General features: G+C 45.1%; 14 protein-coding genes and 2 tRNA genes. All 16 read right to left on the bottom strand.

What is annotated here, in order from left to right; genetic code table 11:
* Positions 1-26: 26 nt before the first annotated feature.
* The 16 genes from clpX to uvrC all read right to left on the bottom strand — a co-directional run bounded on the left by clpX (position 27) and on the right by uvrC (position 13,254).
* Complete coding sequence (gene clpX, locus ACFFLE_RS01495; protein ID WP_380569409.1) at positions 27-1,283, bottom strand: ATP-dependent Clp protease ATP-binding subunit ClpX; 1,257 nt, start codon at positions 1,281-1,283, stop codon at positions 27-29.
* A 136-nt stretch (positions 1,284-1,419) separates the two neighbouring features.
* Positions 1,420-2,703, bottom strand: a complete 1,284-nt coding sequence (gene tig / locus ACFFLE_RS01490) for a trigger factor (protein ID WP_380569408.1) — start codon at positions 2,701-2,703, stop codon at positions 1,420-1,422.
* 84 nt (positions 2,704-2,787) lie between these two features.
* Positions 2,788-3,747 (bottom strand): hypothetical protein, encoded by a 960-nt coding sequence (locus ACFFLE_RS01485; RefSeq protein ID WP_380569407.1) that lies wholly within the window; start codon positions 3,745-3,747, stop codon positions 2,788-2,790.
* Positions 3,737-4,351, bottom strand: a complete 615-nt coding sequence (locus ACFFLE_RS01480; protein WP_380569406.1) for an NUDIX domain-containing protein — start codon at positions 4,349-4,351, stop codon at positions 3,737-3,739. Before ACFFLE_RS01480 ends, ACFFLE_RS01485 begins: the two co-directional genes overlap by 11 nt.
* Before the next feature lie 93 nt (positions 4,352-4,444).
* Positions 4,445-4,518, bottom strand: a tRNA-Arg gene (locus ACFFLE_RS01475).
* 43 nt (positions 4,519-4,561) lie between these two features.
* Positions 4,562-4,635, bottom strand: a tRNA-Arg gene (locus ACFFLE_RS01470).
* 83 nt (positions 4,636-4,718) lie between these two features.
* Positions 4,719-5,273, bottom strand: a complete 555-nt coding sequence (locus tag ACFFLE_RS01465) for a GNAT family N-acetyltransferase (protein ID WP_380569405.1) — start codon at positions 5,271-5,273, stop codon at positions 4,719-4,721.
* A 27-nt stretch (positions 5,274-5,300) separates the two neighbouring features.
* Positions 5,301-5,666, bottom strand: coding sequence for a thiol-disulfide oxidoreductase DCC family protein (locus ACFFLE_RS01460; protein WP_380569404.1), 366 nt, complete (start codon positions 5,664-5,666; stop codon positions 5,301-5,303).
* An 85-nt stretch (positions 5,667-5,751) separates the two neighbouring features.
* Positions 5,752-6,240, bottom strand: coding sequence for a YfcE family phosphodiesterase (locus tag ACFFLE_RS01455; RefSeq protein WP_380569403.1), 489 nt, complete (start codon positions 6,238-6,240; stop codon positions 5,752-5,754).
* Positions 6,237-6,845, bottom strand: a complete 609-nt coding sequence (locus ACFFLE_RS01450; RefSeq protein WP_380569402.1) for an XTP/dITP diphosphatase — start codon at positions 6,843-6,845, stop codon at positions 6,237-6,239. The genes ACFFLE_RS01455 and ACFFLE_RS01450 overlap by 4 nt, the downstream gene beginning before the upstream one ends.
* On the bottom strand, positions 6,842-7,654 hold the full coding sequence (gene racE / locus ACFFLE_RS01445; protein WP_380569623.1) for a glutamate racemase: 813 nt from the start codon (positions 7,652-7,654) through the stop codon (positions 6,842-6,844). The genes ACFFLE_RS01450 and racE overlap by 4 nt, the downstream gene beginning before the upstream one ends.
* Entirely contained in the window at positions 7,647-8,090 is a 444-nt protein-coding gene (locus ACFFLE_RS01440) for a MarR family winged helix-turn-helix transcriptional regulator (RefSeq protein ID WP_380569401.1), read from the bottom strand. The genes racE and ACFFLE_RS01440 overlap by 8 nt, the downstream gene beginning before the upstream one ends.
* A gap of 88 nt (positions 8,091-8,178) precedes the next feature.
* Positions 8,179-8,943 carry a succinate dehydrogenase iron-sulfur subunit gene (sdhB, locus tag ACFFLE_RS01435; protein WP_380569400.1) on the bottom strand — a complete coding sequence of 255 codons (765 nt, stop codon included), beginning with the start codon at positions 8,941-8,943 and terminating at the stop codon, positions 8,179-8,181.
* Positions 8,944-8,961: 18 nt separating this feature from the next.
* On the bottom strand, positions 8,962-10,713 hold the full coding sequence (gene sdhA, locus ACFFLE_RS01430; protein ID WP_380569399.1) for a succinate dehydrogenase flavoprotein subunit: 1,752 nt from the start codon (positions 10,711-10,713) through the stop codon (positions 8,962-8,964).
* A 16-nt stretch (positions 10,714-10,729) separates the two neighbouring features.
* On the bottom strand, positions 10,730-11,356 hold the full coding sequence (locus ACFFLE_RS01425; protein ID WP_380569398.1) for a succinate dehydrogenase cytochrome b558 subunit: 627 nt from the start codon (positions 11,354-11,356) through the stop codon (positions 10,730-10,732).
* 128 nt (positions 11,357-11,484) lie between these two features.
* On the bottom strand, positions 11,485-13,254 hold the full coding sequence (uvrC, locus tag ACFFLE_RS01420) for an excinuclease ABC subunit UvrC (protein WP_380569397.1): 1,770 nt from the start codon (positions 13,252-13,254) through the stop codon (positions 11,485-11,487).
* Between the last annotated feature and the right edge of the window lie 12 nt (positions 13,255-13,266).

The raw sequence follows: 13,266 nt of genomic DNA, 5'->3' as shown, positions 1-13,266 counted from the left end.
TCACAGATTTGGACAGCTTTTTTGTATTATGCACTTTTACGGTTCAATTCGATTTTCTCGCCGTTCTCATCGAAAAGTAGTGGTTCTGCTTCTTCTTCTATAGTCGCCCGTGTAATTTTCACTTTGCGGATTTCATCATTGGAAGGCACATTGAACATAATGTCGACCATCCGCTCTTCTATGATTGAACGGAGTCCGCGGGCCCCTGTTTTTCTTTCGATGGCAAGCTCACTGATCGCATTCAATGCATCTTCTTCAAATTCAAGCTCAACATCATCAATCTGGAGCATTTTCTCATACTGTTTGACCAGCGCGTTCTTAGGCTCAGTCAGGATGGATTTAAGTGCTTCGACATCAAGTTCTTCAAGGTGGCTGATGATCGGAACGCGACCGATGAATTCTGGGATCAGGCCGTAGCTCTGAAGATCATCAGGGCGCACTTTGGACATCAACTCATCTTTGTCATTCGGTTTGTCTGAAGCACCGCCGAACCCAATGACTTTTTCACCGATACGACGTTTGATGATTTCATCCATACCATCAAATGCACCACCGAGCACGAACAGGATGTTCTTAGTATCAATCTGGATTGATTCTTGGTTTGGATGTTTACGTCCACCTTGTGGCGGTACGCTTGCAGTCGTTCCTTCAAGAATTTTGAGCAGGGCCTGCTGGACACCTTCACCTGAAACATCACGGGTAATGGAGGTGTTTTCACCTTTGCGTGCTATCTTGTCAATTTCATCTACATAGATGATACCTTGTTCTGCCCGCTCGACATCGAAATCCGCCGCTTGGATAAGGCGCAACAGAATGTTCTCAACGTCGTCACCGACATAACCTGCTTCAGTCAGGCTTGTGGCATCGGCAATGGCGAAAGGTACATTCAGTGTGCGTGCCAATGTTTGGGCCAACAGTGTTTTACCACTACCTGTTGGGCCAATCAGAGCGATATTACTTTTAGAGATTTCTACACCATCTTCTTGGTTTTGGTTGATTCTCTTATAGTGGTTATATACAGCTACACTCAAAGCACGTTTGGCATTGTCCTGTCCAATTACATAATCATTCAACGCTTCCAATATTTCCTGTGGTTTTGGTACTTCTGTAATAACTTCGGTCTTTTCGGACTTCAGTTCTTCTTCGATGATTTCATGGCAGAGTTCTATACATTCATTACAGATATAGACGCCGCTGCCTGCAATGAGTTTCTTGACCTGTTCCTGATCTTTTCCACAGAAGGAACAAGTCAGATTCGTATCGTCCTCATTAAATTTGAACATATTCAACACCTCTTTTTTCATTCTTGTAAAATATACTAGAAAACTTCAGCGAAATCAAATATCCGGTTTTAGGCTCCATAATACAGCGAGCCCCACAACTTTATGTTGCAGAGCTCACCCTTATAATCTTTTGATTCTATTTCTGTTTACGGTTATCTACGAGTACATCGATTGCTTTTTGTATTTTAAGGTCATCTTTAAGCATTGATAGATCGCCAAGAGTGGACTTGATGTCTTCTACGCTGATGCCGAACTGTTCACTCATTTTTTCGAGCTCCTTGTCCATGTCTGCCTCTTCAACTTCGATGTTTTCATCGATGGAGATCTGCTTTAGGACAAGATTCGTGCGTACACGTTTCTCTGCATCATCTTTCATCTGCTCGCGCAGTGCATCTTCATCCTGACCAGAAAGCTGCTGGTACATTTCCATGTTGATGCCTTGCTGAGAAAGGCGTTGTTCGAATTCTTGGAGCATACGGTCTGTTTCTGTCTTGACCATTGCTTCAGGTACATCGATTTCAGCATTTTCGGATGCTTGTTCGATAAGCTGTTCCTTCATGGTTACATCCGCTTCGTTCTCTTTGGCTTCTTTGAGGTCTTTTTCAAGTTTCTCCTTCAAAGCGTCGACCGTTTCTACATCCTGGTCAAGTTCTTTGACGAGTTCATCATCAAGTTCTGGGATTTCTTTAGATTTGATGCTGTTTACTTTAACTTTGAAGACGGCTTCTTTACCAGCAAGCTCCTCTGCGTGGTACTCTTCAGGGAAAGTGACGTTGACATCTTTCTCCTCTTCTAGGGACATGCCCACCACCTGTTCTTCAAAGCCAGGGATGAAGCTGCCTGAACCGACTTCCAGTTCATAGCCGTCTGCTTTGCCGCCTTCGAACTGCTCACCATCAACGTAGCCATCGAAATCAAGGTTTACGACATCTCCGTTTTCAACTGAACCTTCTTCTTTAACGACCATGTCAGCATGTGCTTCCAGCATGTTATCAATTTCTTTTTGAACATCTTCGTCAGTAACTTCAGTATCAAGTTCTTCCGCTTCCAGTCCTTTATATTCACCGAGCTTGACTTCTGGTTCAACAGTAACTTTCGCGCTGAAGATTAGGTCCTGTCCTTTTTCCATCTGCTCTACATCGACTTCCGGCTGATCAACTGGATTGATGTCCGCTTCCTGAACTGCCTCTGTATACGCTTTAGGAAGCAGTATATCCAATGCATCCTGATAAAGGGATTCTACACCAAAACGTTTCTCGAACATTTGACGCGGTACTTTACCTTTCCTGAATCCAGGCATGCTCACTTCTTTGGATACTTTTTTAAATGCTTCATCGAGAGCACCGTCCACTTCTTTTGCTGGTACAGTAACTGTAAGAATGCCTTCGTTACCCTCTTGTTTTTCCCACTTCTGAGTCATAATCATATTCCTCCGTTAGTCCATAATTTCAATTAACCAGTATAGTATAACATATCACTTTTTTATATCCAACATTTGATTTGTTCAATCAGATGGTGACATGAGGCGTTCGATTGAACGTACCCAATCAAGGACCTCAGGTGTGGGTTCGGTCCCACTGTCCACGTTGACCATCCTGAGTAGCTCATGCAGATAAGCGTCCGCCAAATTTTCATGATCATAAGGCAAGTCGAGTGGATAGACGCCTATTATATGTGCAATCAACATCGAATCGGCTGCTTCAGCGAATTCAGGCATCCTGTCTTCTAAGTGTTCCAGCACATCGTTGCGTACTTTGACATACATTTCCGTCTCTTCGATATCTGGAAGCAACGTTGGTATGGCCTCTTCTTCTGACCCCATCTTGTAGAACCGCACCGCCTGGTCCTCCCCGCACATCTTCAGGTACAGCAACATGAATGTAATGGTCTCAGGATTTTGTTCTGAGGCAAGCACATTTTTGATAAGCACCCTGTAACTCTCGTCCCCAGTGTCCATAAGATGCTTCAAAAAGTCTAGCCTAGCATGCAATGGCATCTCACAGAAGCTTTCTTCATCCATATCCTGGTATGTTTCATCATACGATTCGTCGGGACGCACTTCCTTATCATCCAATGCTTTTTTGGCTCTATGACGCAATGCGGCAACTTCTATGCGGAATTCCTGTGGAAGCTCTTCCTGCATGAGCTGATCTGAGAATTCTATGACTTCATAGTATCTGCCTTGGCTGAGCAGTGCCTCCAGAAGGTTTTTCATATGCAGATCGTAATTTCCAAACCCTTCATTCATCTGAATCAAGGAATAATCGATGATATCATCATATCGACCTTCATCACCGAGTGATTTGTAGAAATACTCGGTAAGAGTTGTACTTGCTGGGTGATGACGCTCGTACTCTTTAAAGCGCATAATGAAACCCTGGGCGTTCCCTTGTTCATATAGAGCATGCAGATCCTGCTCCATCTTTTTTTGGAAACGTCTGTGCGACAGGATGTTATTGTCCATAAGCATCCCTGATGATCAGTTCACTCCATGATTCGTATGGATTCATTTTTGGGAGGAGATTCCTGTCCTTCCATACCAGTTCCAAAGTATCCTCTTCCTTGGCATGTACTTTGTCCTTATCCACTTCAACTTTGAAGACGATACCGATATGTACTTTGCCGACTTCTTCCTCGTCGTCATTGATCAGGCCCATGATTTCAATATCTTCAAGTGCGTCTTCTTGGAGTCCGACTTCTTCCTCCAGTTCCCTTGCCGCGTTGATGAATAATTTTTCATTGATCGCCTCGGCCTCTGGCACATCATTCATATGGCCACCTACTCCAATGGACAGGAGGCCATGCAGACGGTCTTCGCCCCCACCTTCAAGGCGCTTATAAACCAATGTCTCCTCCCCTGCAGTGATGACTGCGTAGCTGATCAGTTGCTTATAGGTAGGATTTTCTTCCATATCACCGCGTCGCTTCACTTTATAGTCATTGAATGCAGATAATATACGGCCGTATCTCGGATCCTCTTTGCTGATGAACCCATTGAATGCATCAGTTTCACCTTTGAAGATCTGTTGCCTTGATACGACGAGGATCTGCTCGTCGAACTTACTCATCATGAACCTTCCTTTCCTTATTCACATTTATTCTATATTTCGTCTGTTAATTTGTAAAATAAAAATACCCTTCAATAATATGAAGGGTATGGACGTCCCAGGAGGGATTCGAACCCCCGACCTACAGCTTAGGAGGCTGTCGCTCTATCCTACTGAGCTACTGGGACAAGATATCATAAAAAAGAAAAACCCCAGAGCGGGGTTTTTTAGCATCCTGGGAGGGATTCGAACCCCCGACCGATGGCTTAGAAGGCCATTGCTCTATCCGACTGAGCTACCAGGACTTAATCAGACAAGTACCATTATAATCAATCGTGACGATAAAAGTCAAACTTATTTTTAAAACTATTGATGTTTTATTACACAATCAAAGCAGACTTTTCCAATCCTCATATTCCGCTTTCAACTGGCGGTAAATTATACAGTCGTGAAAATGGTCATATAGATATTCATACTCTTTCATGACCCCCTCTTTGACGAATCCGAGTGATTCCGGCAACGCCCGGCTACGGTAATTGAAGACGCCACATATGATCTCTATCCGATTCAAATCGACCACTTCAAACCCGTATTGGATGAGGGCCTCGACAGAACGGCTCACTATTCCTCTACCCTCCGCTTCCTTCACTATCCAATAGCCTATTTGTCCCCTATGGCTCATGGAAAAGATTTCATTATATCCGCACATCCCTACGAAACTGCCGCGATAGAAAATTCCGAGCTGCATACCGCTTCCTTCATCTATCGCATTTTGCCATATCTGGATGATTTCTATGTAATCGGCTGCGCTTGTCATATAATCAACCCACGCGAGCCACTTTCTCAAGTGCCCTCTGTTCTCATCTATTGCTTTATAGACCATTTCATTCTCTTTTGGAGCTAGGGCTCTCAATTCTATTTCAGAATCTACGGTGATGATCATCTTTCTGCACTCCTTTGCATAACGGCTTCATTTCGTGGATTTAACAATCTTGCTGCGCACATCCGGATCTATTGTACATGATTCCCCCCTGTTTACGCGGTGGCGATTGGCGGCAACCAATTTATACAATGCATTTCTCCAGCATACGGGGATGACCTTCATTAATTTGACCGATTTAAAACCAGTCGTGTCGGCGAGCACTTCAATCACTGCATCCGAATATATATAGATGTCATCGGAATAATAAATAAGTGAATCGACTTCTTCCGGCATGACGGTATCCAATGTTTTGATGGATTGGAACCGCACTTTATCTTGCCGGTCCAGAGTAGTGATGAATTTTGCAAATCGATTGCAGATGATGCAATCATCATCGAAATAAAGAATGTTCATGGTCTCTCCTCCCAACCAGCGATTCTTCTATTTAAAACTTCGATATCTAGCGCTATGATACTCAATACGCTCAAGCACCGGATCCCTATAGATTGTTAAGATCTGTTTCCTTCAACACTTTATGGTCACGCCCAAGAAATGTCACGACATTATTATCTGTGTCTAAAACGGCATAGGATTCAGGCATCTCCCCTTTTGAAAGTGATATGCTGCCAGGATTGATGCAATAGACACCATTTACTTTTTCAGCTTTTGCAATATGGGAATGTCCATATAAAGCATAACTGGCGCCATATTCACGCGCTCGCGATGCAAGCTTGCCCCGATCCTTCTTTATACCGTAATAATGTCCATGGCTATAGAAAATTCCGGATGCTTCATCGTACCCTTCCACAGGATAACGTGAATCCGTATCGACATTCCCCCCGACACGTTCGAAGTGGCGCATCTCAGTGTCATCATATTCAAACTCGCTGTCGCCCAGATGAATGTTCAAACTACCACTGTTTCTGCCGAATGCATCATATACGATATTTTTTTCTCCGTGATTATCACTTACAATCAATATCTTCATTTATCTGCACCCCCATCATGGTTTAACAAAATCTCAAATGCTGAAGCATCATGCTTCAATTTCTCCAAGGCCTTTCTTCTATGACTTATTTCCCCTTTTTGTTCTGTGCTAATCATCCCCAAGTGTTCCCCCTGCAGTGTCTTAAATAGCGGATCATAGCCGAAGCCACCCTCTCCAGCCGAGGATTCCAATATTTCCCCGTGCAGTTGTCCAACATAGCTCCTCGTATCTCTGCCAGGAATCGCCAGTGCAATGACACAGACGAATCTTGCTGATCGATTTTCAACATCCGTCAAGGCTGCCAGCAATTTACGGTTGTTATCTTCATCGCTCGCCCCTAACCCTGCATATCTGGCAGAATATACGCCGGGGGCTCCATCAAGGGCATCGACGCATAGACCTGAGTCATCACTGATGACTGGCAGACCAAGTGCCTTGGAGGCTGATTCAGCCTTCAGTACAGCATTCCCCTCGAATGTATCTTCTGTCTCCTCCACCTCAAAATCCGGGAGCAGTTCCTTGATTCCGATTACTTCCACATCTGAAAATATTGTCTTGAAGTCTCTGATTTTCCCTTTGTTGCCTGTAGCTATAACGATTTTCATTGAGTCTCCTCCTCAAGTGTAATCTGTTCAATTTCATAATCGAGGAAAGGCATCCAATCCTTCAGAATATATTCGAATCGTTCCGTCTTACCATTGACGATCATGGTATAGGTCGGTTCAGATTGCGATGGCGTATGTGCCTTAAGCGCGGTGAGTATTGAACTCGTTTCTCGCGCTGTTTCATGCCCCGAGTCGATGACTTTTTTTCTACCGGAAAAATAATCAAATATCTCATCCGCCAGCAGTGGATAATGCGTACAGCCAAGGATGATTGTGTCTGCCTTGGAGCTGTGTAGATGCTTCAATGTCTGATGAAGGACGACCCGTACCACAACCTTATCTTTATAGCGCAGTTCCTCGACTAGAGGAACCAGCTTCGGACAAGCTGTACTTTCCACATTGAATTTACGGTTGATGCGCCGGATGGCTTCAGGGTAGGCGCCGGAGTCGACTGTACCATTCGTTGCAAGCACAATGACATTCTGGTTATTGCTGCTTTGGATTGCACTGCGCGCCCCGGGCCCGATCACACCGACCACCGGAATCGTGTATCTCTCCCTCAATATGTCGAGAGCAGCTGCAGTAGCTGTGTTACACGCCACTATAAGCATTTTTATACCACGCGCCACAAGGACATCTGCGACTTCTATCGTGTATCTTCTGACCTGTTCCATTGGCCTATCACCGTAGGGGCACCTGTTCAAGTCCCCAAGATATATAATGGATTCATTCGGCAGCTGCCTGATGACCTCCCTTACTACTGTAAGGCCCCCAACACCAGAATCCATGACTCCAATCGGCCTATCCATCACTTCTTCGTTCACTCTCATCGAGTATTGATTCAAGGACATCCGGCAGCATACTTTTCTCTTCCTCAGTCAGATGTGAAGTGATATCAGAGATATAGGATATCCGCTTATTGATGACTTCTTTTATGACTTCCCGTCCTTTATCCTGCATGAGCACCAGAACGATACGTTTGTCCTTTTCATATTTCTGTCTCTTGACGAATGCGCCATTTTCAAGCTTATCCACGATATCAGTCGTCGTTGAATGCGCCAAATACAATCTGTTTGACAACTCACCTATCGTAATGCCGACCTTATCATCCACCCATTGAAGCGCCACGAACTGCAGTGGCGAAATCTCATACTCTTTAAGTATTTCCCTGCCATGGCTTTTCACATGAACAGATATGTATCTGATTGACTTTTCTATGGAGATGATTGCTTCCTTATCACTCATTATCCACAGTCCTTCCTGCTGATTTATTTCATTATATCGTAATTGAAAATAAAAAAATAGGAGAAGCAGTGCTCCTCCTATTTCAATATTATTCTACTTCATGATCGCTTCCGAAGAAGGATTTGAACATATGGAAGTTTGTTTCCCGCTGCATTGCTGCGATTGATGTAGTCAATGGAATGCCTTTCGGGCATGCTTTGACACAGTTCTGCGCCATGCCACACTCGGCAACTCCACCTACGCCCATCAATGCATCCAGCCTCTCGTTCTTGTTCATGCTCCCTGTCGGGTGGAGGTTGAACAGTCTGACTTGGCTGATTGGGGCAGCACCCATGAATTGGGAGCTGTCATTGACGTTAGGGCATACTTCCAGGCATACACCGCATGTCATACATTTTGACAGTTCATACGCAGTCTGACGTTTCTTTTCAGGCATGCGTGGTCCAGGACCAAGATCATATGTTCCATCGATTGGAACCCATGCCTTGACACGTTTCAGACTATCGAACATGAATGACCGGTCGACCTGCAAGTCTTTGACAACCGGGAATGTGGACATTGGTTCAAGCTTGATCGGCTGATCCAACTGATCGACCAATGCAGTACAAGATTGGCGCGCACCGCCATTGATGACCATTGAACAGGCGCCACATACTTCCTCAAGACAGTTCATATCCCAAGTGACAGGAGTGGTGCGCTCACCTTTAACATTAACAGGGTTCCGCTGGATTTCCATCAGAGCACTTATGACGTTCATATTCTCACGGTAAGGTACTTCAAACTCTTCCCAATAAGATTGGGATTCTTTGTTTTCCTGACGTTTTATTGAAAATTTTATCTTTTTCTCACTCATCTATCTCCGCACTCCTTTCTAGCTTTTTTTAGTATAATCCCTCTTACGCGGTGGAATCAGACTGACATCCACTTCTTCATACTCGAATCGAGGGGCCTCTTTCGGGCCTTCGAAGTATGCCTTGGTCGTCCTCAGCCACTCTTCATCATTACGTTCTGGGAATTCAGGTTTGTAATGGGCACCGCGGGATTCGTTTCTGTTGTATGCACCGATCGTGATGACACGTGCAAGTACCAACATGTTCCATAATTGGCGAGTGAAGAAGGCAGCTTGGTTACTCCACTTCTTCGTATCGTTGATATTTATGCGCTGATAGCGTTCCATGAGCTCAACGATCTTTTTATCCGTTTCAAGGAGCTTATCGTTGTGGCGGACAACAGTTACGTTATCCGTCATGAGTTCACCGAGCTCCTTGTGGATGACATAAGCGTTTTCATCACCGTCCATGCTCATGATGGCATCGAAATCTTCCTGTGCCATCTTGGCATATTTCTCATAGAGGGAATCATCAAGATCTTCATATGTGGTTTCGAGACCTCTGACGTATTCTATCGCATTAGGCCCGGCTACTGTTCCGCCGTATATCGCCGACAGGAGGGAATTCGCTCCGAGCCTATTGCCGCCGTGCTGTGAATAATCACATTCTCCTGCAGCGAAGAGTCCAGGGATGTTGGTCATCTGGTCGTAGTCGACATACAGGCCACCCATTGAGTAGTGGACTGCCGGGAATATCTTCATCGGTACTTTACGTGGATCATCACCTGTGAATTTCTCGTAAATTTCTATGATCCCCCCCAATTTAACATCGAGCTCATGTGGATCCTTATGTGATAAGTCGAGGTAAACCATGTTTTCCCCATTGATGCCGAGCTTCTGGTTGACGCACACATCGAAGATTTCACGTGTGGCGACGTCCCTTGGCACAAGGTTTCCGTAATCTGGATACTTCTCTTCCAGGAAGTACCAAGGTTTGCCATCTTTATAAGTCCAGATGCGTCCCCCTTCTCCCCTGGCCGACTCACTCATCAACCTGAGTTTATCATCTCCAGGTATTGCGGTCGGGTGGATCTGGATGAACTCGCCATTTGCATATACTGCACCTTGCTGATAAACGACTGAAGCTGCAGAACCAGTGTTGATCATGGAGTTCGTCGATTTCCCAAAGATGATTCCAGGGCCGCCTGTCGCCATTATGACTGCATCAGACTTGAATGTCTGAATTTCTGCACTCGTTATCTGCTGTGCAGTAATTCCACGCGCACGTCCTTCATCGTCAAGGACGACTCCAAGAAATTCCCAGCCTTCGTATTTATTGACGAGGCCATCTACTTCAAACTTCCTGACCTGCTCATCCAGGGCGTACAGCAACTGTTGTCCAGTCGTTGCACCGGCATAAGCCGTCCGGTGGTGGAGTGTGCCCCCAAAACGTCGGAAATCAAGTAATCCTTCGTTTGTCCTGTTGAACATGACCCCCATGCGGTCCAGCAGATGGATTATATCCGGCGCTGCATCAGTCATCGCTTTGACTGGTGGTTGGTTGGCCAGGAAGTCTCCACCGTACACTGTGTCATCAAAGTGGATCGCTGGAGAGTCGCCTTCACCCTTGGTGTTGACTGCTCCATTGATGCCACCTTGAGCACATACGGAGTGAGAACGTTTCACTGGCACTATAGAAAACAGGTCTACTTCAGCTCCTGTTTCAGCCGCTTTGATCGTCGCCATAAGACCGGCAAGCCCGCCCCCGACAACGATAATTTTGTCATTAGCCATTCTTTCCACTCCTTAATTAGATAAATGCCAATATTGCTTGAACGCCGATGAAGCTGACCACCACGAAGATGACCGCTGATACATAGCTCATCACGCGCTGTGATCTATCAGATTGCGTGAAGCCCCATGTGATCATGAATGCCCATAGGCCATTGGCGAAGTGATATACAGTCGCAATGATTCCGACGATATAGAACACCAGCCATGCTGGGTTATTTACAATCTGATGTACCAGGTCGAAATTGACCTCCGCTCCAAAAAATACTTGTACCCTTGTCTGGAACACGTGGATTGCGATGAAGATGAATGCAATCACACCACTGATCCTTTGAAGTGCAAACAGCCAGTTTCTGTATGTACTGTGGAAGCCATAGCCTTTTCCGCCTATATTATACTTTGCAGTGAAAGCGATGTAGATACCGTAGACACCATGAAACAGGATTGGAAGATAAATTATGAAAATCTCCAAAAACAGAACAAAAGGCAGACTCGCCATGAACCCGGCTGCAGTGTTGAACGCTTCTTCACTCCGTGTTGCAAAGTGGTTGACGACCAGGTGCTGAATAAGGAATACACCTAGCGGAATTACACCCAGCAACGAATGAAGCCGCCTGATCGCAAAACTTGAATCTTGTTTTGACACTCGAATTCCCCCCTAACTCTCCAATGAAATAAGTTTATACAACCACCATTTTACTCTCAAGAATTATATAAATCAAGGCGACTTGATGGGTTGCCTAAAAAAGATCATGACCGTTCGAGTGTTGCTGTTCAGTCTTTCAGTGTTTCCAAAATACGTTTTGCAATCGGCGCCGGTATGCCTATCTCAGTAAAATCCGTTACTTCCTTCTCACTCATCCGTTTAATTGAACCGAAATGGCTCAGTAGTTTTTGTTTGCGTTTCGGTCCAACACCTTCAATGCCATCCAATCGGGAGGTGACGGATGTCTTCCTCCTTGTGTTGCGGTGGAAGCTGATTGCGAACCTGTGCACCTCGTCTTGTATCCTTTGCAGAAGGTAGAATTCCTGTGAATTCTTTTTAAGCGGTATGATTGATGCATCATCGCCGTAGAGGAGCTCAGCCGTCTTGTGTTTGTCATTTTTGGCCAGCCCCGCTACTGGGATATCCAATGACAATTCATCAAGGAGTACGGATTTGACGGTGTTCATGTGACCCACGCCGCCATCTACAATAAGTAGATCGGGCAATGGTAATCCTTCTCTAAGAACACGTGTGTAGCGTCTTCTGACTGCTTCAGCCATGGAAGCATAGTCATCGGGCTGGGTGACGGTCCTTATTTTATATTTCCGGTAATCCTTCTTGCTCGGCTTCCCATCGACAAAGGCCACCATGACGCTGACCGGGTCGACACCTTGTATATTCGAGTTGTCGAAGGCTTCTATGCGTACAGGCGTTTCGATATTGAGCGCTTCCCCAAGTTTCTCTATCGCCTTTACGGTTCTGGCCTCATCTTTTTCAATCATCTCGAATTTATTGCTGAGTGCTATCTCGGCATTCTTCGTTGCAAGATCGACCATTTCGCGCTTTTGACCCCGTTTGGGCTGTATGACACTGACAGGCAGATACTCTGCAATGACTTCATGCTCCAGATGACTCGGTATATGGACTTCTTTTGGCAACAGATTGGATTTCACATCATAGAATTGGGCGATATACCTGAAAAATTCTTCCTGCGGCTCATCATTTATTGCGAACATATCTGCTTTCTTCTCAATGAGGTTGCCATTTCTTATCAATAATACGGATACTGCCATCCATCCTTTGGATATGCTGTAACCGAAGCAGTCGCGTGCAGTCATGTCCTTGGTCATCATCTTCTGCTTGTTCATTGTAGCTTCTATATGTCCAAGCAGATCCCTGTATTCCTTGGCCTGTTCAAACTCCAGGTCTTCGGAAGCTTTCTGCATCTTATCCTTCAATTCGTCCGTTATCTGTTTGGTGTCTCCATTAAGGAAGCGGGTTATGCCATCAATCATCTCTTTATATTGGTCCTGACTGACATCGTAGACACAAGGTCCGAGACATTGGCCGATGTGATAATAAAGGCACAGTCGATCCGGCATCGTATTACATTTCCTGAGCGGGTAGATCCTATCGAGCAACTTTTTTGTCTCATGTGCACTGTAGGCATTGGGATAAGGTCCGAAATAAGTACCGGAAGATGGCTTGACTGTACGGGTGACGATAAGTTTAGGATGTCTCTCCTTTGTGATTTTGATAAAGGGATAACTCTTATCATCTTTCAGGAGTATATTGAACCTTGGGTAATGCTTCTTGATGAGGTTGAGTTCAAGCAGCAGTGATTCGACTTCGGAATTGGTTACTATGAAATCGAAATCTTCGATTTCTTTTACAAGACGCATCGTTTTCTCATCATGGGCCCCGGAAAAATAGGATTTGACCCTATTGCGGAGATTTTTCGCCTTGCCGACGTAGATCACGATGCCATGACGGTCTTTCATCAGATAACAGCCCGGTTCAGTCGGCAGGACGGACAATTTCAATTTAAGTTCTTCCATAATCATCCCTCA

This window comes from Salinicoccus siamensis, from assembly GCF_042429615.1.
In the GTDB taxonomy this organism is placed as follows: domain Bacteria; phylum Bacillota; class Bacilli; order Staphylococcales; family Salinicoccaceae; genus Salinicoccus; species Salinicoccus siamensis.
This window is presented reverse-complemented; position numbering and strand designations above follow the sequence as displayed.